Source organism: Pontimicrobium sp. SW4, from assembly GCF_039954625.1.
Classification (GTDB): domain Bacteria; phylum Bacteroidota; class Bacteroidia; order Flavobacteriales; family Flavobacteriaceae; genus Pontimicrobium.
Map to the genome: position 1 here is coordinate 1182241 of NZ_CP157199.1, position 22251 is coordinate 1204491.

Below are 22251 nucleotides of genomic sequence, written 5' to 3' on the forward strand. Positions count from 1 at the left end.
CATGAGTATTGTATTAGAAGCAAAACATATTAATAAATACTTTAGGAAACCTGTGATGTTTCATGTTTTAAAAGATATTAATTTTGAGATTAAAAAAGGTGAATTTGCTTCAATAATGGGAAAATCAGGTTGTGGGAAATCGACATTACTCTATATTCTCTCTACAATGGATACAGATTATGAAGGAGAACTTTTTTTAAATAACAAACTTATTACTAATCAAAGTAGAGATAATCTTTCTTACATAAGAAATAAAAGTATTGGTTTTGTATTTCAATTTCATTATTTGTTATCGGAGTTTTCAGTGTTGGAAAATGTGATGCTTCCTGCCAAAAAATTAGCCGAAAAATCACATCAAGAAATAGAGTGTGATGCAATAGAGAAGTTAAAAATGCTCAACATTGGTCATCTAGCAAAAAAACGCGCATCGCGAATTTCTGGTGGCGAAAAGCAACGAGTTGCTATAGCTAGAGCACTTATTAATAATCCCTCAATTATAATGGGAGATGAACCTACTGGGAATTTGGATAGTCATAACGCTGAAAATGTATTCAACATATTTGAGCGATTAAGCAACGAGCAAGGTCTTTCACTTTTAGTAGTTACACATGATAAAGATTTTGCGAAAAAGACCGATAGAATCATACAGATGGAAGATGGTAAAATTATAGTTTGAGCAAACCAAAAGCTTTAGATGACTAATGTCATTTTATGATTTTTAAATTAGAACTATATTGTTACTTAAATCATCATTATAATGGCCTTTATAGATTATTATAAAATATTGGAAGTATCCAAAAACGCTAGCGAGAAAGATATAAAAAAGGCTTATCGGAAATTGGCACGTAAGTATCATCCAGATTTAAACCCTAACGACAAGGTTGCCGAAAAAAAATTCAAAGAAATTAACGAAGCCAATGAAGTATTAAGCAACCCTGAAAATAGAAAGAAGTACGACCAATATGGTGAACATTGGCAAAATGCTGAAGCTTATGAGAAAGCAAAACAGCAACAGCAGTATTCTCAACAATATAGTACTCAAGGACACTCTGAACAAGATTTCTCAGATTTTTTTGAGTCTATGTTCGGTGGTAGAGCATCAAGAACACAAGGAAGACAAGCCAAATTTAGAGGACAGGATTTTAATGCCGAATTACAGCTGGATCTTAAAGATGTTTACACTACCCATAAACGCACCTTAACTGTTAGCAATAAAAATATTCGCATTACCATTCCTGCAGGAGTAGAGAATGGTCAAGTCATTAAGATAAAAGGACATGGAGGTAAAGGTATTAATGGAGGTCCAAATGGCGATTTGTACATTCAGTTTTCAATTGTTAATTCAACACAATTTAAAAGAGATGGTGATAATTTATATACCTCGATAGATTTAGATTTGTATAAAGCACTCTTGGGTGGAGAGATTACTGTAAACACTTTTGATGGAAAAGTGAAGTTGACTGTAAAACCAGAAACCCAAAACGGAACAAAAGTAAAACTTAAGGGCAAAGGTTTCCCAGTATATAAAAAACAAGGGCAATTTGGTGACTTATATGTTACTTATAATATTAAAACACCAACAAACCTTTCAGCCAAAGAAAAAGAACTCTTTACAGAATTAGCAAAATTGAGATAATATGGAAACCACAAAATTAATTTCAATACAACAGTTTTGTAAGTATTATAATGTTCCTAAAACATTTATTAATGCTTTGCATGAGTATGAATTGGTTGAAATAATAGTCGCTAATGATGAAAATTATTTAAAAACCGCACAACTCAATGAAGTTGAAAAAATGATGCGATTACACTACGATCTTGATATAAACCTTGAAGGTATTGACGCTATTTATAATTTATTAAAACAAGTGGAGACTTTACAAGATGAAATTGTAACACTAAAGAACAGGTTGGATTTTTACGAAAATTTCAAATGATTTTCAACCATAAAATATAAATAAAAAGGTAAATAACTACCCTTTGAGTATGAAGTATTGAGAGTTAAAAACAGAAACAAATAAGCTAAAAGTTAACTCTTGCGCCTGCTTTTTATTGGAGTTCTCGTTCTCGAATGGTATTCTTTAATGTCGTTGCCATAATAATTTTCAACTCTAACTTGTTTTGTTCGCCTTAGATTAATACCATTAAATCTTGTTGGCAATACATTTACGGTTATCCAAGCACCATTATCAAGATAAATGTACTTACGTAAAGTTAAATCGTAATAAATAGTATAATCTGGAAAGTAAACATATCTAACATTAACAACTCTGTTGGGATAAAACCATGGTGGTGTTGGGTGGCTTGGTCTGGATGAAATAATAACTGGACCACAATTTTCTAGACTTAAAAAAGCACCAAGTAAAAAGACGATACTTATAAATTTTGCTTTTTTCATGGCATATAATTTTCATTGATTATTCGTTTTTCTTCTAGGGATTTAATAATAGCAGTTACATAATTTGTAACAGTAGTATTAATTCGTTTAGGGTCTACAATATCATAGGATGCTACCCAAACTAATGACTTATCGTTATTCTCTTTTAAATTATATAATGAGGTTTCTATATGGTAAATATCATATTTGTTATAATAGCCTTCAACTAGATAAACATCTTGAACCAAATAATAATAAAGACCAAAACGTCTCCAATAATAATCTCTTCGGTAGGTGTCACCACTATAAGATACCTTTTCATCTATACCTTTTACTGCGGAAATTAAAATCGCATCAAATCCTTCATTGGAGATTCTTTTTATTTCGTTTTCAATATCTCCTTCGGTTTGTTTTAAACTGGTAAAAGTAGGTTTAAAGACATCATAACTTTCAACAGCATCAATACCTCTGTTTGTAAATTCTGTTTTTAGTTGTTCTTCAAACATTTTTCGTGCAATCAAATTGCCGGTAAGACCTACAATAAGTACTTTTTTTGGTTGATAATTTGTGTATTCTTTATTAACCCAAGTATCTGTCATTTTTATTGTTGTACAACTTGTGAGCAGCAATACTATTACGATATAGTAAAATGATTTCATGGCTTCAATTTTTTTTATAGCGTAAAATTATTCCATGTGCGTTAGTATAGCAATGATATATATCAGCCACTTTAGTTATTAATAAACACAAATTAGTTTATCAATTGTGGTAACATAAGTTACTTAATGAAGTAACATAGGTTACTGACTCTGCTTCTTTAAGAACTTAATTTTGCATCAAATTAAAAGATAATGAAGCACAATACATACATATTAATCATCATGCTTTTACTAATGACATCGGTAGTAAAGGCACAAAAAACTGTTCCAATTTCTAAAGCAGAGGTTTTAAATAGGGTTTCTAAGGAAAACTTATCAATAAAAATTTCGGAACAGAAATTTTTTCAAGCTAGAGCAGACTATAGACAAACTAATGCTGTTTTTTTACCAAACATTACAGCATCCCATACTGGAATTCTAGCCACAAACCCATTGATGGCTTTTGGTTCTAAATTAAACCAGGAAATTCTAACTCAAAACGATTTCAACCCTAGCTTGTTAAATGACCCTTCTCAAATTGAGAATTATACAACCAAAATTGAGATTCAACAACCGCTAATTAATGTGGATGGCATTTATCAGCGTAAAGCTGCTAAGTCAAAAATGGAGGCTATGTCTTTGCAAACCGAAAGAACTACAGACTATTTAATGTTTGAAGTCGATAAAGCTTATATGCAGCTACAATTGGCCTATAAAGGTGTAGATGTTTTAGAGCTAGCGTTGGAAACAGCTAATGAAAATAAAAAACTAGCTGATAATAGTTATAAGCAAGGTTATTTACAACGTGCCGATGTTTTGTCTGTTGAAGTTAGAGTTACTGAAATTAAAAACCAATTACAAACAGCCAAAAGTAATGTGGAAAACGCATCAAACTATTTATCTTTTTTAATGAATACAAATACGAATGCTATTCTAAAACCAACAGATAGTTTAAAAGTTTCTAATGTTAATCTATATGCTAATAAAAGCATTACCGAAAATCGTTCTGATATTAAAGCAATGCAATTGGCTTTAGATGCTTATAAAGCGATGAATAAAGCTGATAAAATGGCTTTTCTTCCACGACTAAATGCTTTTGGAAGTTATGAGCTTTATGATGACAAAGTCTTCCAAGGTGGTGCAAATGGCTATTTATTTGGTGCACAATTAAGTTGGAATATTTTTGAAGGTTCTAAACGTTTTGGAAAAGCACAAAAGAGCAAAGCAGAATTTGATAAGTCTAAGCTAGAGTATGAACAATATGTATCGCAAAGTAATTTAGAATTAAATAAAGCGAAGCGAATGCTAACCGATGCTGAAAACAGATTGAATTTAACACAATTAGCACTAGAACAATCTAAAGAATCCTTAAGGATTAGAATAGACAGGTTTGAAGAAGGATTAGAAAAAACGTCAGATTTGTTAGCAGTAGAAACGCAGTATGCTCAAAAGCAATTAAAGTATTATCAAACCATTTTCGAATACAATTACGCACAAGCATATTTACAATTTCTAACTAAAGAATAATTATTAAGATGAAAAAATACATATACATATTAGCGGTCACTACAGTATCACTATTAATAGCAAGTTGTGGTAGTGACGACGAGAAAGTTGTAGTGGGTAATACACAACTAATCACAGTAAAAATTAACAATGCATCGGCAAATAATAATAATCCATTTTTAGCTGTTAGCGGTAAAATTCAATCGGTTAATAGTGCCGATTTAAGCACGCGTATGATGGGTTTTGTTTCTAAAATCTATGTAAATGTTGGTGACAAAGTGAATAGAGGACAGTTATTGGTGTCTATTAATAATGCCGATTTACAAGCAAAACGCGCGCAAGTCACTGCAAGTATTACCGAAGCGACAGCTGCATTCAATAATGCCCAAAAAGACTACAACCGCTTTAAAAATTTGTTTGAAAATAATAGTGCATCACAAAAAGAGCTGGACGATGTAACAGCTCATTATGAAATGGCTAAAGCACGTTTGGAAGCTGCTAATCAAATGAAAAATGAAGTAAATGCACAATTTACATATTCAAATATTACCGCACCTTTTAGCGGTGTTATTACTGTAAAAACAGTTAAAACAGGTGATATGGCTAACCCAGGACAACCACTAATTTCTTTAGAATCTCCAGGGAATTTTGAGGTGATTGCAATGGTGCCTGAAACCGAGATTTCTCAAATAAAGAAAAACGTTGAAGTTGATGTTTTGGTTAAATCTATAAACAAAACATTAAAGGGAAAGGTTTCCGAAGTTAGTACATCTGCTAAAAATACAGGTGGACAATATCTAGTAAAAATTGCTTTAGATAAAAGTGATGCCAATATGCTATCAGGCATGTTTGCAACAGTTCAATTTCCAGTCGATAAAAATTCAACTACTGAATTGATTTTAATTCCAACTGAAGCTATAATCACAAAAGGACAGCTTTCTGGTGTGTATACAGTTAGTCAAAGTAATACAGCATTGTTACGTTGGTTACGTTTGGGTAGAACTTATGGAGACCAAGTAGAAGTATTATCTGGCTTATCTGCTAATGAATCATACATTTTATCAGCTGAAGGAAAACTCTATAATGGAGTAAAAGTAACTATTCAATAACTATAATTATGAAAGAAGGTTTAGCAGGAAAAATAGCCAAAAGCTTTATAGGATCTAAGCTTACGGTGCTTTTAATGATCGTATTTATGGTTGTTGGAGTGTATAGTTCGTTTTTGATACCAAGAGAGGAAGAGCCACAAATAGATGTACCAATTGCAGATATTTTTGTTGGTTATCCTGGAGCAAGTCCAACAGAAGTTGAGTCTCGTGTTATAAAACCATTAGAAAAACTTATTTCTAATATTAAAGGCGTAGAGTATGTGTATTCTACGTCTATGAAAGAACAGGGAATGGTGATTGTACAGTTTTATGTGGGCGAAGATATTGAGCGTTCGTTTGTAAAACTCTACAACGAAATAAACAAACACATGGATCAAATGCCACAAGGTGTGACGTTCCCATTGGTAAAAACACGTGCCATTGACGATGTGCCAATGCTTGGATTAACACTTTGGAGTGAAAATTATGACGATTTTCAGCTCAACCAAATGGCACAGGAGCTCACGAGTGAAATTGAAAAGATTAATGATGTAGCAATTACACATAAAATAGGAGGTAGAGACCGTCAATTACGTGTAGTATTGGATAAAGATAAATTGGCAGCCAGTGGGTTGGATTTTTTATCTGTTTCAGAAATGATAAAAGCCAATAACCAGCAATTAAGTTCTGGAAAATTTAATAAAAGCGATACCGAATTTTTAGTAACCACTGGAAAGTTTTTAGAAACAATTACAGATGTTGAGAATTTGGTAGTTGGCGTGCAACAAAATCAGCCAATTTATTTAAAACAAATAGCGACTATTGTAGATGGACCAGAAATACCAAACAAATATGTATCTCTTGGTTTTGGGGCAGCTAGCCAAAAAGCTGATACCTATAAATCGGAATATCCAGCAGTAACTATTTCAGTTGCAAAAAGAAAAGGAGCAGATGCGATGAAAATTTCTGATGTGATCCTTGATAAGGTTGAGCATTTAAAAAAGACGCTTATTCCTGATGATGTACATGTCGAGGTTACTAGAAACTATGGAGAAACAGCTTCACAGAAAGTATCAGAACTGTTAATGCACCTTATAGGAGCTATTATTGCTGTAACGCTTGTAGTAATGCTTGCTATGGGTTGGCGAGGAGGTTTGGTAGTATTTTTATCAGTGCCAATTACGTTTGCCTTAACGCTTTTAAGTTATTACATGCTTGATTATACCCTTAACCGAATTACCTTATTCGCCTTAGTGTTTGTAACTGGTATTGTTGTCGATGACTCTATTATTATTGCCGAAAATATGCACAGGCATTTTAAAATGAAACGTTTGCCATTTAAACAGGCAGCATTGTATGCAATTAATGAGGTTGGAAATCCAACTATTTTAGCAACATTTACAGTTATAGCCTCAGTATTACCAATGGCATTTGTATCTGGTTTAATGGGACCATATATGAGTCCGATGCCGATAGGAGCATCGATAGCCATGTTGTTGTCTTTATTTGTGGCTTTGACCATAACTCCATATTTGGGCTATATCTTCCTTCGTGAAAAAGATAAAAAAGGCAAAGTTAAGAAGGCTAAAAAGCCAATGGAAGAGACATTTATTTTCAAGGTTTATTCAAAATTTGAAACGCCACTAATTGAAAACAAAACCAAGCGTTGGTTGTTTTTAGGGATTACATTCTTATTGTTAATGGGTTCGGTGAGTTTATTTTTTACCAAATCGGTTGCTGTAAAAATGTTGCCTTTCGATAATAAGAATGAATTTCAAGTTGTCATTGACATGCCAGAAGGCACAACTCTCGAGAGAACAGGAGTTGTCACTAAAGAAATAGCACAGTATTTATCAACCAGGCCAGAAGTAGTTAACTATCAAAGTTATGTTGGTACGTCAGCACCAATAACTTTTAATGGATTGGTGAGACATTACGATTTACGTGGAGGAAGTAATATGGCCGATATTCAAGTGAATCTTACTGATAAGCATGATAGAAGTGCACAAAGTCATGATATTGCAAAGTCGATGCGTGATGATATTCAAGCTATTGGAAACAAGTTTAATGCTAATATAAAATTGGTTGAAGTGCCACCAGGACCTCCAGTATTGTCGACTATTGTTGCCGAAGTATATGGGCCAGATTACAGTAAGCAAATTGAAGTAGCTAATGAGATACAAAACATTTTAAAAAACACAGTTGATGTTGTTGATGTAGATTGGATGGTTGAAGATGACCAAGTTGAATATGAATTTGTGATAGATAAGGAAAAAGCAATGCTTTATGGAGTAGCTCCACAACAAATAGCCTATACCATGAATATGGCTTTATCTAACAGAGCTATTACGACATTGTATGATGAAGACGCTGTAAATCAAGTTGGTTTGGTATTAGCTTTAGACGAAAAAGAAAAATCTACTATTACAGATATTTCTCAGCTCAAAGTAAAGTCTCAACAAGGTAATATGGTTCCTATAGCAGACTTGGTAGATATTAAACAAAATACAAGAGCCAAAAGTATTTATAGGAAAAACCAAAAGCGTGTGGTATATGTGTTAGCAGATATGGCAGGTGAATTGGAAAGTCCTGTATATGCCATTTTAGGAATGGAAGATAAGTTAAAAGCTATCGATCTTCCTGAAGGGTATACTATGAATGAATTGTATTTAAATCAACCTAAATTTGAAGACGATTATACCGTAAAATGGGATGGTGAATGGCAAATTACACTTGAGGTATTTAGGGATTTAGGAATTGCCTTTTTGGGAGTTATCATTATCATCTACATCTTAATTGTTGGTTGGTTCCAAAACTTTAAAGCACCTATTGTAATGATGGTTGCTATACCATTATCCTTGGTTGGAATTGTATTAGGTCACTGGGTTATGGGAGCCTTTTTTACAGCAACATCTTTTATTGGTATGATTGCTTTAGCTGGAATCATGGTGAGAAATTCAGTCTTACTAATCGACTTTGTCAATTTGAGATTAGATGAAGGTATCCCATTAAAACAAGCGGTAATTGAAGCAGGAGCAGTAAGAACAACGCCAATCTTGTTAACAGCAGGAACAGTTGTTATTGGAGCATTTGTGATTTTGTTTGATCCAATTTTTCAAGGATTGGCTATTTCATTAATGGGAGGAACCATTGTAAGTACAGTTCTTACGTTGTTGGTTGTGCCATTAGTGTATTATATGATTGAAAAGAAGAATTATAAATAAAACTGCGTCAGTTCGAGTGATTCCGAAAATATTCGAAATTGTATCGAGAACATTACCAATGGCTTCTCGATACAATTTTCTAAAGAAAATCACTAGAAGTGACCATAAAACTAAAAAAACATGAAACTAGTAATAGTAACAGCAGTTGAAGAATTTCAAAACGAGGTTTTGAAGTTGTTTAAAAAAGCAAATATCGAGAGTTTTAGTAGCTCAGATATTGATGGTTATAAAAACATACCTTCTGTATTAAGGACGTCAAGTTGGTTTCCAAGTAAAAAAGGAGGTAACGAATCGAGCATGTTTTTTTCTTTTACAGATGAGAAACATATTGATACGCTATTCGACTTAATAAAAATGCATAATAAAAATCTGGAAACGAATAATCCTATTAAGGCGATTGTTGTTCCTATTGAAAAATTTATATAAACTTAAAAATTAACTAAAATGTTAAATACATATTTTAGAGTAATCGTAGGTACAATGGTGTTATTGAGTGTTGTGCTTTCTGTTTATGTAAACCCAAAATGGATGTGGTTTACTGTATTTATTGGTGTAAACTTAATACAATCGGCATTTACAAAATGGTGTTTGTTAGAAATCATACTTGTGAAATTGGGCGTTAAAAAAGGAGGGGAAGGTTGCGAAATACATTAATAAAAAGTTAAACGTTTAACTGACATTTCTCATTTTTAATACACAATGTTTCATGTATTTTTATGAAAATTAAAAGTGTATGCTCACATTTAAAAACTATAATATAGCTGATTGGTTTTCGTTCTATAGAGTTATAGCAGCGCCTTTTCTTGTGTTATTATTATGGCTAGACGAAAGACAGCTTTTTGCATGGTTTTTATTAATTAGTTACTCAACTGATGCTATTGATGGGTATTTAGCTAGAAAGTTAAAAATAACAAGTCCAAGAGGTTCACAATTGGATTCTTTTGGCGACCAAATAACGCTTGTGGTTGGGTTAATTGGATTACTTGTTTTTGAAAATGAATTCATCAAAAAAAATATCATTTTAATTAGCGTTGCATTTGTACCATACATTATACAAATGATTCTTGCCTATTATAAATATGGCAAGGCTACAGCATATCATACCTACTTTGCGAAATTGTCAGCTATAATACAAAGTGCATTTATTTTATATTCTTTGTTTTTTGCTCCAAATTACGCTTTGTTTTATATCATGATTGTATTCGGACTCATAGAAACTTTTGAAGAGATAACACTTATTTTTATGTATGATAATTGGGCGTCAGATGTAAAAGGTATTTATTGGGCGCTTAGAGATAAGCGTCGTTTGAAAAAGGACAAAAATCAACATGATATTCTCTAATGCGAAGCTACTCATTATTTACTATTTTACTTTTGTGTATTGCAATATTGGTAGTAGATATTTTTGCTTTTTATTGGTTGCAATCCATGACCCAACTTATTGATTCTGTATTTTTTAGAAATACCATCCATATTGCGTTTTGGGTTTTTACTATTGGACTTATTATATCGATAATGGTACTAAAAGTAAGATTAGATGATATAGACCCCAGAAGAAAACAACTGCTCGTATCTTCATTGTATGGGTTAACAATATCTTCATTTATTCCCAAAATAATTTTTGTAATTGTTATTTCAATTTTATTCTTTACAAACTTTGTGTTTTCAGAAAAAGAATCACTCTTAGTTATTCCACTTATAGGTTTATTTTCTGGATTTCTGCCTTTTTTTGTAATTGTCTATGGTATTTTTAAGTCAATTTATAACTTTAAAATCTATCATTTAAAAATTGAATTCAAAGACTTACCTAAAACATTCAATGGTTTAAGAATTGTACATATTTCAGATTTACATTTAGGTAGTTTCAATTATCGATTTCATATTTTAAAGCGTGCTGTAAGCAAGATTAATCATTTAAAACCAGACCTTATTTTCTTTACTGGAGATTTGGTAAATAATTATGCTTGGGAATTACGTGGATGGACTAGAGTATTCAGGAAATTATCAGCAACAATAGGTAAATATGCTGTTTTGGGGAATCATGATTATGGAGATTATAGTGAATGGAATTCCAAAAAAGAAAAGCAAGAAAATTTTAAAGCCATTAAGAATTTTTATAAGGAGAATGATTTTAACATATTGCTTAATCAATCGGATATAATTGAAAAAGACAATGATAAAATAGCAATTATTGGTGTCGAAAACTGGGGTAAACCACCGTTTAAGCAATATGGCGATTTGCAAAAAGCTATTAATAAAGTTGGAGCTATTCCATTTAAAATACTGCTATCTCACGACCCATCACATTGGACAGAAGAAGTGGTTGACAAAACCAACATAGCCTTAACACTATCTGGGCATACTCATGGTATGCAAGCTGCACTTCAATACAAACAGTTGCAGTGGAGCCCCATAAAGTATAAATACAAGCATTGGGCAGGTTTATACAATAGCAAAAACCAATATTTACATGTCAATCGAGGTTTAGGTTGGTTAGGTTTTCCAGGAAGGTTGGGTATGCGACCAGAAATTAGTTTAATAGAGCTAAAGGTCGAGACTGATTAATATCATAGTCTAAGGCGTAAATATTAAATAACTTAGACAAAATGTGAACCATGTATCCTAAAAAGAAAATATTATTACTTGTTTTATTTACGGGAATGCTTTTGTTGCTATTTGGAATTTGGTATAAATATGAATATTCCATGGAAACAGCTAAAGAGTTTCAAGTAAATTTTCCCGATTACAGTCGTAAAATTGTTATTGCTACTCAAGGCAGTGATTTTAAAAATGCGGTTACAAACAAAATTATTAATCATTTTGAGCAGGATTCAATTTTTATAAAAGTTATTGATGTGTCTTCACTCTCAAAAATTAATCCTAAAGATTATAATGCAATTGTATTAATTCATACATGGGAAAACTGGAAACCCCCTGTTGATATTGAAGAATTTATTAATAGAACAACAACTGATAAAAACAAAATTATTCCGTTTACAACTTCTGGACAAGGCTCATATAAAATGGAAGGGGTTAATGCCATTACTGGAGCATCTAAATTAGAAGAAATAGATTCTTTCTCAAAAGCAATTATCGATAAGTTAAAACCATTAATAAAACCCATTCTTTAATACTAAAACGATGATAAAAAACTTAAATATAAAAGAGAGTCTCTTTATCCTTGAAAACAATTATATAGGTCACTTGTCCTACATCTATCAAAACAAACCCTATGTGGTACCAATTACTTATTATTTTGACCAAGTTAATAATGCCATTATTTGTTACTCTGGAGAGGGTCATAAAATAACTGCAATGAGAAAAAACAATGCAGTATCACTTCAAGTTTCAGAAATCTCTACTGTTAACAATTGGAAGTCCGTATTGGTTCATGGTAAGTTTGAGCAGCACTTTGGTAGTGATGCTAAGTCATATCTTCATGTATTCTCATTAGGTGTTAAAGATGTTATTATGGAAAAAGAGCATATTAAACTAGACTATATTAGCGAGTTTTCTAGTAAAATTTATAAAGGAGATAACCCTATCGTGTATTTAATCAAAATAGAAGGCATTACTGGTAAAAAAAGAAGATATTAAAAAACAGAGAATTATGAAAACTATAAAAAACAATAAGTTTTGCCAAAGTTGTGGGATGCCAATACAAAAAGATCCTGAAAAAGGAGGTACAAATGTAGGTGGAACTAAGAATAAAAACTATTGTAGTTACTGTTATCAAGATGGCGATTTTTTATTTAATGGAACAGTAAAAGAAATGCAAGCCTTTTGTAAAGATAAGATGGTAGAGAACGGATCTTCAAAATTTATAGCATGGTTATTTACAAGAGTTATCCCAAGATTGGAACGTTGGAAAAAATAACTATATACTTATGTGTTGGCTAACACATTAATAAGTTTTTTGCATCCACCTTGTTTTATATATTCGGTGTGATCTTTTAAATCTTTGAATTTTTTTCCACAAATATCACTACATAGTATTTTTTTATCAGTTTCTTTATTAAAAGCCTTTAATATTTTTTTAGCCACTTTGTTGTTGAAGAAAGGTGGTTTTTTACTTGTGTTCTCTCGGCACCAATCTAGCATACGTTTCCATATAGTAGTACTTAATGCACCACAAGCATTCCCACTCAAACCAAGACCACCAGCAAATCCCGCAACCATCACAGTTTCTTCATAACTAGCTCCTATTTGTTTCAAAACTTCTGATGTGCAACACAATGGCTTGTCTACTATAACAATATCCGCCGACAGACTTTTAGTTGCTGTTTCAACTGCTTCTGGTGCCCATTGTTCAGCGAGATTAAAGCAAAGACTATTGTTCATCCCTTGAAGTGTGGTTTTAAGCATAAATTTTGTCATACCCAAAATAGTTGTGAGATTATAACCAATTATGTCTTTACAATTTGTAGCTCCAGAGGTTTTTACAAAAGAGGTGATGATGTCTTGTGTCGCATTAACTGCAATGGTAATGGCTTTGTCAAGGTTTTTATGTTTACGGAAAGATTCGGCTCCAATTGCCAAAGCTGTTCCCCAAAGCATCCCACATTGATGGCCTTGATTTAAAATGCCTCCTGCTAATGGATTAAGAGCACGCTCTTCATGCTCCATTGATTGCTCAAATTCACGATTTAATAAATGCGCAAAAGTTCTAGAGCATGTTTGGCATTTTCTAAAAACTTCTTTGGCATCATTCTGGTTTTTTATTGATGCTTTCATTTTATTTAAAATTAAATTCTTTTTTAAGATAATGTTTGTATTAAATATTATAAATGATATATATCATTTTATAAATCATTGATAACGAGTAGATTTAGTGTGCAATTCAAAAACTTAGAACTGATGAAAACATTAATAACTTTATTTGTTACACTCTGTTCAATAGTCTCTTTTGGACAAACAGAGAATGAAGGTGTCATCATTATTGATAAGATACAACAGGATGATACTTATCGCGCTGGAGAATCCATAAAAGTAAATGCTGTGATACAAGGAGACTTGGTCATCGCTGGAGGAAAGCTCATTGTTAATGACAGTATTATTGGAGACTTAACTGCAGCTGGAGGAGAATTATTTCTCAACAGTTATATAGCAGATGACGTTCGTATAGCGGTAGGAAGGACTACAATCGACTCAGAAATAGGTGATGATTTAGTTGTTTTTGGTGGGGAAGTTATCCTCACGGAAAATGCCATAATTCACGGAAACCTAAATTGCTTTGCTGGAAATATTAAAATAAATGGCAAAGTGTTCGGAAAACTTGACATTAAAGGTGGCGATGTCCTAATAAATGGAACTATAAGAGAAGCCTCAAAAATAGTTGGAGAAGATATTACCATTGGGTCAAATGCTAAATTTTATAAGGATGTTGAATATTGGCATAGCGATGGAGAAATAGATTTCAATAATGCGCTTATAAATACTCAAGCGCAATTCAATGAAGATCTTAAAGAAGATGCAACGCAGCTATCTTTAACAACCTTTGGTACGAAGTCGTTGTCATTATGGGTAAAATATATTTTATCTGCTTTTCTAGGAATTCTTGTTTTTCATGCGCTCTTTAAACACGCATTTTCTATAGCTGTTGAAGGCTTAGAAAATAACTGGCTTAAAAGTTTTGGCTTTGGATTGGTTTACCTCATTGGTATTCCATTATTAATTGTCGTAGCGTTATTAATGATTATTGGTATCCCAATTGGGCTCTTCGCAACTGCTATATTTATATTTAGTTTGTTTTTCGGTCATTTTGTTGCTTCAATATTACTTGCCTATTATTTCAAGTATAAAAAGAATAAGAATTGGGGATTTTGGAGTATTACATTGATAGCTTTAGGATTCACCATCTTAATGCGTCTACTTACAACTATACCGTATGTGGGAATAGTTATTTCTGTTGTTATATTGTCAATTACTTATGGTGCATTGACCTTGAAGGTTATACATACAAAAAAGCAACGGGTTGTAAATTAAGATGATGAATAAAGAACATCCAAATATCAGTATTTTAAAGAGGTTCAACCCTGCAAATCCTAATACCTTGGCTGAGGTTTTAGCCGAAGATTTCGTTTGGCATTATATTAATCCGAAACTGACTGAGTTAGAAGGGGATTATTCTGGCCTCACAGGTTTAACGGATTTCTTCCAAAAAATAGCAGATCGTACTAGTGGTTCTTTTAAGGTAAATCCTATATCCATTATCCCTCTTGGAGATGAACTAATCATCACACATGTTAAAGACACCATGGTGCTAGATGGTAGAACAATGAAGGTTGACGCTGTTGTGCTATGGTGTATTATCGATGGTGAGATTAAAGAAGCTTGGGATATTCCTGCTATACATACCTCTAAAGTTATAGAATCATAAAATAGAAACTATGAAAATTATAGAAGTGACACCCAATAATGTGGAACAAGAAACATTGTTCTGTATTAAAGATATAAAAAAGCCTGGTTTTGAAAGTAAGCGTAAATGGTTTGAAAAACGCTATAAAGAAGGTTTGCACTTAAAAATATTAAAGGACAATAGCGATAAAATGCTCGGGTTTATAGAATATATCTCAGCTAATCAAGCATGGAGACCTGTAAATGCTGAAAATTTTATGTTTATACACTGTCTAGTTGTTTATTCTAAAAAAGACAGAGATAAGGGTTATGGTTCTTTACTAATTAATGAGGCCGAAAAAGAGACTAAAAAGCAGCAAATGTCAGGCTTATGTGTTATGACAAGTGATGGCTCATGGATAGCAAATAAAACCATTTTCGAAAAATATGGCTTTGCAGAAGTAGATAGAAGAGGTAGATTCGAATTGTTATCAAAAACATGGGACAAGAATGCCGATATTCCAAAACTTTTCGACTGGACAAAGCAGCAAAAAAAGTATAAAGGTTGGCATTTAGTGTATGCAGATCAATGTCCTTGGCATGAAAAATCTGCCTTTGATTTGTTGAATACCGCAATGGATTATGGTGTCGATTTAAAAGTCACCAAGATAAATTCTGCAAAAGAAGCCAAAAATGCACCTTCAGGTTATGGTGTGTTTAATCTTTTACACGATGGAAAGTTATTAGAAGATCACTATATAAGTGCTACTAGGTTTAAGAATATTCTTAATAAGGAAGTTGAAAATTTATAATCAAGACTGACCAATATCATTTTGTAAATAACCTTCAATTTTTACATTAGTACTATAACCTATAATGTGCTATTATGAAAATTTATCTTAAACTACTGGTTGCGGTATTACTTCTAATATTTTTTACTGTTTTATTTGTATGAAAATTATTTTTGCATTAATAGTGATTATTCATGCACTTATCCATTTATTGGGTTTTGTAAAAGCATTTCAATTAGCAGAAATAACACAATTAACCCAAAACATTTCAAAACCAATTGGAATGCTTTGGTTGTTCGCTACAATAGCTTTTTTGATTTCAATAACCTTGGTTCTACTTAAAAAAGATTGGTGGTTTTTTGTTGCATTAATAGCTGTGATAATCTCTCAAACCCTGATTATCATATATTGGAAAGATGCCAAATTTGGCACGATTGCAAATGCAATTATACTTTTGGTTAGTATTTCAGCTTATGGTAATTATCGATTCAATAAAATGGTTCAAACAGAATCAAAACAAATATTACAAAACATTAAAGTTGAAAATCTTCCTATAGTTTCTAAATCAGCTATTAATCATCTGCCAGAAATTGTTCAAAAATGGATGCTAAATTCTGGTGTTATTGGGAAAGAACAAATGGTTTCGGTTCACTTAAAACAAGTTGGAGAAATGCGAATAAAACCAGATGGTAATTGGATGCCATTTACTGCAACGCAGGATTTTAATGTTAAAAATCCTGCATTTGTTTGGGCGACCAAAGTTAAAGTAATGCCAATAATAAGTATGGTAGGTCGTGATAAACTCTATAATGGAGAAGGAGAGATGCTCATTAAATTAGCCTCTTTAATCCCAGTTGTAAATGAAGGTGAAAACGATAAGATTAACCAAGGAGCTATGATCCGGTTTTTAGCTGAAATATGTTGGTTCCCTTCAGCAGTTATAAATGATAACATTACTTGGGAAAGCATTAATGACACTTCTGCCAAAGCAACATTAACAATTAATGATAAGAGTGTATTAGGCTTATTTACATTTTCAGATGAAGGTAATTTAATGTCATTTGAAGCCCAACGCTATTATGGAGGAAAAAATGATTCTAAACTTGAAAAATGGTACGTTGAAATGCTCTCTTATAAGACTTTTAATGGTATTACAATTCCAAATAAAAGTAGTGTTACTTGGAAATTAAATGAAGGAGATTTTAATTGGCTTCAATTAGAAATCACTAATCTAAAATTCAATCATTCTCTTTTTTAGCTTCTCTTTTTTCTTGACGCTCCAGTTTTCTAAAATAACCTCTAGTTAAAAAGTTATGTTTTAAAGCTTCCATATTCTGGTTAAACTTATCAGTGCCTTCATTGATATTTTTAAGAGTGGTTTTTAGGCTATTTACAAGAGAGGTGTCTTTTAAAATATAATTGTAAGCACCTTCATCACTTGAATTAAAATCTTCTACAGTGGCATTAATGTTCGATAACACGTTTTCAATCTCTATGCTTGATGTTTCTAGGTGACCAACAATATTTTTAAGCTTTTCACCAGTGATGGTATCATTCATTAGCATACCTAACACTGTTTCATCATTTGTTTTAAGTGAAGAAATTATTGTATTTAATTCGTTTATGGTGTTTGTGGCACTTCTACTCGCAAGCTTAAGGTTGGTGACAGATTGTTTTAAATCTTGCGCCATGATTGTATCATTTAAAAGTAATCCAACAGTTCCCTTACCTTTAAGCATTGCTGTGGTGATTTTTAGTAAATCTGAGGTTAGTATAGCTGCGTTTTCTGAACTAACGCTTAAAGTGCTTAAAATGTCATCAGCACCAATCTTACTGTACGACTCAATGGTGTCTCCATTACTAATAATGTCTGAGTGACCGTTTCCAGGGACAATATTTAAAATCATGTTTCCGACCAAACCATCAGACCCAATTGTTGCAATGGCATTTTTTTTTATGTGTGTGATTATTTTTTCGTCTATCGACATTTCTACTTTTATAGTTGAATCGTTAATCATGGTTATGTCTTTAACTGTTCCTATATCAATTCCAGAGTAACGAACATTATTGCCGTTTTGTAAGCCATTCACATTTTGAAAATAAGCACTTATAGTAAAAGTTTTTTTGAACATATTTTGGCGTTGACCTATAAGATATACACCTACTATAAATAGTACAGTTCCAGTAATAACAAATAGGCCTAACCGTAATTTTTGTGAGTTTGTATTTTTCATAGTGTTAGTGTTTAAAAAAGGCTTTAATTTTTGGATCTGTTGAGGCTGATAATTCTGCATAATTGCCAACGGCATAGTCAATGCCATCTATTAATAATATCATTCTGTCTGAAATGACTCTTGCACAATCAACATCATGCGTAATGATAAGTGATGAGGTACCATATTTTTTTTGAATATCTTGCATTAAGATAATAATTTCTTTGGCAGTAATTGGGTCTAAACCGCTTGTAGGTTCGTCGTATAAAATAATTTTTGGTTGTAAAATAAGAGTACGAGCCAAAGCTACGCGACGTTTCATTCCTCCAGATAGTTCAGAAGGCATCAAATCTATAGCACTTGCTAATCCAACATTTTCTAGCGCTTCTAGAACCATTGCCTCGGTATCTATATGTTCACCAAATTTTTTGGTATGACGACGTAAAGGAAATTCTAAATTCTCTCTTACGGTCATAGAATCGTATAAGGCACTCCCTTGAAATAAAAATCCAATATCTGCTCTTAGTATATCCAACGCTTCTTGGTCAAGTTTAGTGATATCGTTATGCATTACCGAAATTGTGCCACTATCGGCTTCCAATAGGCCAACCAGACATTTAATCATCACTGATTTTCCAGAACCAGATTTCCCCATGATTACTAGGCTTTCCCCTTGAAACAGTTGTAAATTGAATCCATTAAGCACATGATTATCACCAAAACTTTTATGCAAATCTTTTAGTTCAAGAACAATATTCCTTTTTGGTATGTTATTATGCTTTGTCATAAATCATAAAAAATATCTGTTACAAAAACGGCGATAAAGTCAATAATAAAGAGCAACAAAGATGTGAAAACCACTGCTGAGTTTGCCGCTTTACCAACACCTTCGGTTCCTTTTTCACAATTATAACCTTTAAAACAACCTACAATACCAATAGCCAACCCAAAAAAGAAAGATTTAATGGTTGCAGGAACAACATCACCAAACTCTAAAGCATCAAACACTTGATTAAAATAGAGCATGAAAGACACATTGCCTTTAACATTCTCAACTAAATAAGAACCAAATATGGCGATGACGTCTCCAATAATCACCAATAATGGGAGCATTAATGTTACTGCTAAAACTCGCGTAACAACCAAATACTTAAATGGATTTGTTCCAGAAACTTCCATCGCATCAATTTGCTCGGTAACACGCATAGAGCCTAATTCAGCACCAATACCAGAACCAATTCTACCAGCACAAACCAATGCAGTTATTATAGGACCTATTTCTCTAACTATAGAAATACTAACCATGGATGGCATCCATGAAACTGCACCAAACTCCATTAAAGTTGGACGTGTTTGTAGTGTTAAAACTAATCCTATTATAAAACCAGTAATACCAACTAGTAACAAGGAACGATTTCCCATACTATAACATTGACGCAATAATTCTTTAAACTCAAAAGGCCTTTTGATGGATTCTCTAAAAAAGCGTGCTGTGAAGAAAGATAATTCTCCAATTTCTATTAAGAAAGAATTTATTTTTGCTTTTATATTGGAGAACTTTATCATTGCTGAAATTACATCATGCTTTATCAAATGTATAAGAAAAGTACAATCAAGAAAATGATATATATCATTGTCTGTTTTAGGTTTTATTTAGACATTTATTATCATTATAAATCTAATAGTCATGAAAAATAAAGAGGACGTTCAATTTGTGGATAAAGTGATTGGAGCACTTAGAAAAACAGCCACCGAGATAGAAGAGTTTAGAGTTCAAACCGCATTGGGGAAAGCTGAAGCTCAAGATAAGTTTGAAGAGGTAAAAAAGAAATTTAATCTATTTGTACATGACAGCGAGTATAAAATAAAAGCTGTTAAAGAAAAAATAGATGAACTTAACACCAAATTTGATGAACTACGTGTACAATTAGCTTTAGGAAAAGCAGAAACCAAAGAAGTTTTTAAAAAGCAAAAAAAGCAATTACTTTTAACATTGCATGATATTGAAGTAAAAATTAAAACTAATAAAACTTTAAATAGAATGTATGCTTTAACTTTAATTGAAATTGAGCAATTTAAAATTCAATTAGAGATTTTAGAACAGAAGTTTAATAAAAATAAAGTCGGAGCCAAAGATACTTTTGAAAAAGGAAAAAAAGACTTTAACTCTTTTATAGATAAGCTTAAAGGAAAATATGCGAAAAAGAAACCAGAAGAAACTAAACTAGAACATTTTCAAAATGAAATTTCTGAAGCGTTTTATCATTTTAAAAATGCGTTTTCCAAATCATAACCATCTAAATTTTAAATTAAAAGAGTTTCCATATTTGGAAGCTTTTTTATTTAAAGCATTATACATTATTATGGAAAATTAATAATCATAATCTCCTTTTCTAATATTACTTATCATACCAAAGCCTAATATTATTGCTAAAGCGAAACTAGCTATACCCAATACAGAAATTCCGTTCCAAAGCGGATTAATTTCAAAAACAATAAATAAAGAAGACCCAATAATAAGTGCTACCATAATGAAAGCTGCAATTAATTGTTTTGTAATTCTCTGCAAAGTATGTACCATTGGATCAATACCTTTATGTGTTAAATCGACCTTAACTTGACCTGTATTAATTTTGCGTATGGCATTCTTTAAATCAGACGGGAATTCTTCCATATAATCTGTCATTTCCAAAATAGAATTTACAACTTTTTTACCCATTTTTACAGGGCTGTATTTTCTAGCTACACTTGTTCTTAAATAAGGTTTTACAATTTCGAACTGTTCTAATTTTGGATCCAGTTTGCTAATAACACCTTCAAGAGTTACTAAAGATCTTGCAAAAAGAAAAAAATAGGTAGGTGCTTTTAAGCCATGAGCAATAATAATATCTTTTAAATCCAACAGTATCGTACTCATTTCATTTTCATGTATTTCTCGAACATAATATTTTTCTACAAACTCATTAATATCAAATTCTAAGTCTCTCATGTTTGTAATTGGAGCATTATTGGATAGTTGTTGTAAAGCTTTAATTATATTTTTTATATTCTTGTTGGTAATAGCAATGAATAATTTACCTAAAATTGAAATATCTCTTGGTAGCATACTCCCCATCATACCAAAATCTAAATAACAAATATGATTGTTAGGAAGCACCAATAGATTACCTGGATGTGGATCGGCATGAAAAAAACCATATTCAAAGATTTGTTTGAAGTAGCTAATAGCAAGTCTTCTAGCAATAACTTTTGTGTCAATATCTTTAGCTATTAGCTGTTCAATTTGATTTATCTTAATTCCAGAAATAAATTCCATCGCTAAAACCTTTGTAGTTGTAAGTGACGGATATACTTTTGGGGCTTCAGCAAATTGGTCTAAAGACGTATCATTTTCAAGATTATTATAAAACCTTTGTATATTAATTGATTCGTTTATAAAATCAATTTCTTTAAGTATGGAGTCTTCAAAGTTTTTAACTAGTCCAATAGGATCAAAACTCTTTAAAGAAGGTATTCTATTTTCTAAAATTCCTGCAATTTTATACATTGCCTTAATGTCGTCTTCAATAATCTCATGAATACCTGTTCGTTGAATTTTTAACGCAACACGTTTACCAGAATGTAATGTCACATTATGCACTTGTGCTATCGATGCAGAGGCAAAAGGTGTTGGTTCGAACCAAGCAAACAGATTTTCTACTTTATCTTTTAGCTCAGTTTCTACAACTTTTTTGGCGACATCTTCAGCCATTGGTGGCACATTATCATGAAGTTTTTCTAATTCCAAGGCTAATTCTAAAGGCACTAAATCTGGCCTGTTGCTTAGAATTTGACCAAACTTTACAAACGTTGGTCCCAATTCTTCACATACCAATCTCATTTTTGCCCATTTGCTATATTGAGTTGCATGCTTCCTAGATGTTTTAGGAATTAATTTTTGTAAAAATGTATATTGTTTGTTTTCCTCTAAATAATCCACCAAATCTTCAAAACCATATTTTATTAGGACTTTAATTATTTGATTATACCTAGAAATGGATCTAAAGTTCTTTCCAATCCCTGCTATGATTCCCATCGT

The 22251-nt window shown here is 32.1% G+C and carries 25 protein-coding genes; 18 read left to right on the plus strand and 7 right to left on the minus strand.

Translation table 11 applies throughout. From position 1 onward, the window contains the following. The first annotated feature begins 1 nt into the window (after position 1). The 3 genes from ABGB03_RS05665 (at position 2) to ABGB03_RS05675 (ending at position 1937) form a co-directional block, all read left to right on the plus strand. On the plus strand, positions 2–676 hold the full coding sequence (locus ABGB03_RS05665) for an ABC transporter ATP-binding protein (protein ID WP_347925575.1): 675 nt from the start codon (positions 2–4) through the stop codon (positions 674–676). Positions 677–757: 81 nt separating this feature from the next. Beyond that, entirely contained in the window at positions 758–1636 is an 879-nt protein-coding gene (locus ABGB03_RS05670) for a J domain-containing protein (RefSeq protein ID WP_347925577.1), read from the plus strand. A 1-nt stretch (position 1637) separates the two neighbouring features. Further along, complete coding sequence (locus tag ABGB03_RS05675; protein WP_347925578.1) at positions 1638–1937, plus strand: chaperone modulator CbpM; 300 nt, start codon at positions 1638–1640, stop codon at positions 1935–1937. A 92-nt stretch (positions 1938–2029) separates the two neighbouring features. On the opposite strand, the gene ABGB03_RS05680 is transcribed toward ABGB03_RS05675, so the two are convergent. Continuing rightward, positions 2030–2398 (minus strand): hypothetical protein, encoded by a 369-nt coding sequence (locus ABGB03_RS05680; protein ID WP_347925580.1) that lies wholly within the window; start codon positions 2396–2398, stop codon positions 2030–2032. Further along, complete coding sequence (locus tag ABGB03_RS05685) at positions 2395–3036, minus strand: hypothetical protein (RefSeq protein WP_347925582.1); 642 nt, start codon at positions 3034–3036, stop codon at positions 2395–2397. The genes ABGB03_RS05680 and ABGB03_RS05685 overlap by 4 nt, the downstream gene beginning before the upstream one ends. A 192-nt stretch (positions 3037–3228) precedes the next feature. Here ABGB03_RS05685 and ABGB03_RS05690 point away from each other — a divergent pair, with 192 nt between their 5' ends. The 10 genes from ABGB03_RS05690 (at position 3229) to ABGB03_RS05735 (ending at position 12710) form a co-directional block, all read left to right on the plus strand. Further along, entirely contained in the window at positions 3229–4542 is a 1314-nt protein-coding gene (locus ABGB03_RS05690) for a TolC family protein (protein ID WP_347925584.1), read from the plus strand. A gap of 8 nt (positions 4543–4550) precedes the next feature. After that, entirely contained in the window at positions 4551–5630 is a 1080-nt protein-coding gene (locus tag ABGB03_RS05695) for an efflux RND transporter periplasmic adaptor subunit (RefSeq protein WP_347925586.1), read from the plus strand. Between the two features lie 8 nt (positions 5631–5638). Next, complete coding sequence (locus tag ABGB03_RS05700) at positions 5639–8833, plus strand: efflux RND transporter permease subunit (RefSeq protein WP_347925588.1); 3195 nt, start codon at positions 5639–5641, stop codon at positions 8831–8833. Positions 8834–8953: 120 nt separating this feature from the next. Continuing rightward, positions 8954–9259 (plus strand): hypothetical protein, encoded by a 306-nt coding sequence (locus ABGB03_RS05705; RefSeq protein WP_347925590.1) that lies wholly within the window; start codon positions 8954–8956, stop codon positions 9257–9259. Positions 9260–9277: 18 nt separating this feature from the next. Continuing rightward, positions 9278–9487 (plus strand): DUF2892 domain-containing protein, encoded by a 210-nt coding sequence (locus ABGB03_RS05710; protein ID WP_347925592.1) that lies wholly within the window; start codon positions 9278–9280, stop codon positions 9485–9487. A 79-nt stretch (positions 9488–9566) separates the two neighbouring features. Beyond that, positions 9567–10175, plus strand: coding sequence for a CDP-alcohol phosphatidyltransferase family protein (locus ABGB03_RS05715; protein WP_347925594.1), 609 nt, complete (start codon positions 9567–9569; stop codon positions 10173–10175). A gap of 86 nt (positions 10176–10261) precedes the next feature. Further along, the gene (locus tag ABGB03_RS05720; protein ID WP_347925596.1) at positions 10262–11398 is read left to right on the plus strand and encodes a metallophosphoesterase; all 1137 of its coding nucleotides are present in this window, start codon (positions 10262–10264) and stop codon (positions 11396–11398) included. A 50-nt stretch (positions 11399–11448) separates the two neighbouring features. Then, positions 11449–11964: a hypothetical protein gene (locus tag ABGB03_RS05725; protein ID WP_347925597.1), complete on the plus strand. Its 516-nt coding sequence runs from the start codon at positions 11449–11451 to the stop codon at positions 11962–11964. 10 nt (positions 11965–11974) lie between these two features. Then, positions 11975–12430, plus strand: coding sequence for a pyridoxamine 5'-phosphate oxidase family protein (locus ABGB03_RS05730; protein WP_347925598.1), 456 nt, complete (start codon positions 11975–11977; stop codon positions 12428–12430). Positions 12431–12443: 13 nt separating this feature from the next. Then, the gene (locus ABGB03_RS05735; RefSeq protein ID WP_347925600.1) at positions 12444–12710 is read left to right on the plus strand and encodes a zinc ribbon domain-containing protein; all 267 of its coding nucleotides are present in this window, start codon (positions 12444–12446) and stop codon (positions 12708–12710) included. 8 nt (positions 12711–12718) lie between these two features. Here the strand turns inward: ABGB03_RS05735 and ABGB03_RS05740 are convergent, their stop codons facing one another. Next, the gene (locus ABGB03_RS05740) at positions 12719–13567 is read right to left on the minus strand and encodes a C-GCAxxG-C-C family protein (protein ID WP_347925601.1); all 849 of its coding nucleotides are present in this window, start codon (positions 13565–13567) and stop codon (positions 12719–12721) included. A 123-nt stretch (positions 13568–13690) separates the two neighbouring features. Between ABGB03_RS05740 and ABGB03_RS05745 the strand changes: the two genes are divergently transcribed. The 4 genes from ABGB03_RS05745 (at position 13691) to ABGB03_RS05760 (ending at position 17218) form a co-directional block, all read left to right on the plus strand. Beyond that, complete coding sequence (locus ABGB03_RS05745; protein WP_347925603.1) at positions 13691–14818, plus strand: hypothetical protein; 1128 nt, start codon at positions 13691–13693, stop codon at positions 14816–14818. Positions 14819–14822: 4 nt separating this feature from the next. Next, positions 14823–15212, plus strand: a complete 390-nt coding sequence (locus tag ABGB03_RS05750) for a nuclear transport factor 2 family protein (protein ID WP_347926386.1) — start codon at positions 14823–14825, stop codon at positions 15210–15212. A gap of 10 nt (positions 15213–15222) precedes the next feature. Continuing rightward, the gene (locus ABGB03_RS05755; protein ID WP_167611369.1) at positions 15223–15981 is read left to right on the plus strand and encodes a GNAT family N-acetyltransferase; all 759 of its coding nucleotides are present in this window, start codon (positions 15223–15225) and stop codon (positions 15979–15981) included. A 139-nt stretch (positions 15982–16120) separates the two neighbouring features. After that, a complete protein-coding gene (locus ABGB03_RS05760; protein ID WP_347925605.1) occupies positions 16121–17218 on the plus strand; it encodes a DUF6544 family protein in 1098 nt (365 codons plus the stop codon). Here ABGB03_RS05760 and ABGB03_RS05765 read toward each other — a convergent pair. The 3 genes from ABGB03_RS05765 to ABGB03_RS05775 are packed head-to-tail and all read right to left on the minus strand — an operon-like array spanning position 17199 to position 19739. Then, a complete protein-coding gene (locus tag ABGB03_RS05765; RefSeq protein ID WP_347925607.1) occupies positions 17199–18194 on the minus strand; it encodes an MlaD family protein in 996 nt (331 codons plus the stop codon). The genes ABGB03_RS05760 and ABGB03_RS05765 overlap by 20 nt on opposite strands. A gap of 4 nt (positions 18195–18198) precedes the next feature. Then, positions 18199–18960: an ATP-binding cassette domain-containing protein gene (locus ABGB03_RS05770; protein ID WP_347925609.1), complete on the minus strand. Its 762-nt coding sequence runs from the start codon at positions 18958–18960 to the stop codon at positions 18199–18201. Then, complete coding sequence (locus ABGB03_RS05775; protein WP_347925611.1) at positions 18957–19739, minus strand: ABC transporter permease; 783 nt, start codon at positions 19737–19739, stop codon at positions 18957–18959. Before ABGB03_RS05775 ends, ABGB03_RS05770 begins: the two co-directional genes overlap by 4 nt. Before the next feature lie 121 nt (positions 19740–19860). Between ABGB03_RS05775 and ABGB03_RS05780 the strand changes: the two genes are divergently transcribed. Then, positions 19861–20466 (plus strand): hypothetical protein, encoded by a 606-nt coding sequence (locus ABGB03_RS05780; RefSeq protein ID WP_347925612.1) that lies wholly within the window; start codon positions 19861–19863, stop codon positions 20464–20466. A 78-nt stretch (positions 20467–20544) separates the two neighbouring features. On the opposite strand, the gene ABGB03_RS05785 is transcribed toward ABGB03_RS05780, so the two are convergent. Then, positions 20545–22248: an AarF/UbiB family protein gene (locus ABGB03_RS05785; protein ID WP_347925613.1), complete on the minus strand. Its 1704-nt coding sequence runs from the start codon at positions 22246–22248 to the stop codon at positions 20545–20547. Positions 22249–22251: the final 3 nt, after the last annotated feature.

Coding starts and splice junctions, on each gene's coding strand:
- ABGB03_RS05705 (WP_347925590.1), top strand. CDS start 8,954: ATGAAACTAGTAATAGTAACAGCAGTTGAAGAATTTCAAAACGAGGTT.
- ABGB03_RS05780 (WP_347925612.1), top strand. CDS start 19,861: ATGAAAAATAAAGAGGACGTTCAATTTGTGGATAAAGTGATTGGAGCA.
- ABGB03_RS05690 (WP_347925584.1), top strand. CDS start 3,229: ATGAAGCACAATACATACATATTAATCATCATGCTTTTACTAATGACA.
- ABGB03_RS05725 (WP_347925597.1), top strand. CDS start 11,449: ATGTATCCTAAAAAGAAAATATTATTACTTGTTTTATTTACGGGAATG.
- ABGB03_RS05765 (WP_347925607.1), bottom strand. CDS start 18,194: ATGAAAAATACAAACTCACAAAAATTACGGTTAGGCCTATTTGTTATT.
- ABGB03_RS05740 (WP_347925601.1), bottom strand. CDS start 13,567: ATGAAAGCATCAATAAAAAACCAGAATGATGCCAAAGAAGTTTTTAGA.
- ABGB03_RS05745 (WP_347925603.1), top strand. CDS start 13,691: ATGAAAACATTAATAACTTTATTTGTTACACTCTGTTCAATAGTCTCT.
- ABGB03_RS05700 (WP_347925588.1), top strand. CDS start 5,639: ATGAAAGAAGGTTTAGCAGGAAAAATAGCCAAAAGCTTTATAGGATCT.
- ABGB03_RS05720 (WP_347925596.1), top strand. CDS start 10,262: ATGACCCAACTTATTGATTCTGTATTTTTTAGAAATACCATCCATATT.
- ABGB03_RS05695 (WP_347925586.1), top strand. CDS start 4,551: ATGAAAAAATACATATACATATTAGCGGTCACTACAGTATCACTATTA.
- ABGB03_RS05665 (WP_347925575.1), top strand. CDS start 2: ATGAGTATTGTATTAGAAGCAAAACATATTAATAAATACTTTAGGAAA.
- ABGB03_RS05760 (WP_347925605.1), top strand. CDS start 16,121: ATGAAAATTATTTTTGCATTAATAGTGATTATTCATGCACTTATCCAT.
- ABGB03_RS05785 (WP_347925613.1), bottom strand. CDS start 22,248: ATGGGAATCATAGCAGGGATTGGAAAGAACTTTAGATCCATTTCTAGG.
- ABGB03_RS05715 (WP_347925594.1), top strand. CDS start 9,567: ATGCTCACATTTAAAAACTATAATATAGCTGATTGGTTTTCGTTCTAT.
- ABGB03_RS05750 (WP_347926386.1), top strand. CDS start 14,823: ATGAATAAAGAACATCCAAATATCAGTATTTTAAAGAGGTTCAACCCT.
- ABGB03_RS05730 (WP_347925598.1), top strand. CDS start 11,975: ATGATAAAAAACTTAAATATAAAAGAGAGTCTCTTTATCCTTGAAAAC.
- ABGB03_RS05685 (WP_347925582.1), bottom strand. CDS start 3,036: ATGAAATCATTTTACTATATCGTAATAGTATTGCTGCTCACAAGTTGT.
- ABGB03_RS05710 (WP_347925592.1), top strand. CDS start 9,278: ATGTTAAATACATATTTTAGAGTAATCGTAGGTACAATGGTGTTATTG.
- ABGB03_RS05670 (WP_347925577.1), top strand. CDS start 758: ATGGCCTTTATAGATTATTATAAAATATTGGAAGTATCCAAAAACGCT.
- ABGB03_RS05735 (WP_347925600.1), top strand. CDS start 12,444: ATGAAAACTATAAAAAACAATAAGTTTTGCCAAAGTTGTGGGATGCCA.
- ABGB03_RS05755 (WP_167611369.1), top strand. CDS start 15,223: ATGAAAATTATAGAAGTGACACCCAATAATGTGGAACAAGAAACATTG.
- ABGB03_RS05770 (WP_347925609.1), bottom strand. CDS start 18,960: ATGACAAAGCATAATAACATACCAAAAAGGAATATTGTTCTTGAACTA.
- ABGB03_RS05775 (WP_347925611.1), bottom strand. CDS start 19,739: ATGATAAAGTTCTCCAATATAAAAGCAAAAATAAATTCTTTCTTAATA.
- ABGB03_RS05675 (WP_347925578.1), top strand. CDS start 1,638: ATGGAAACCACAAAATTAATTTCAATACAACAGTTTTGTAAGTATTAT.
- ABGB03_RS05680 (WP_347925580.1), bottom strand. CDS start 2,398: ATGAAAAAAGCAAAATTTATAAGTATCGTCTTTTTACTTGGTGCTTTT.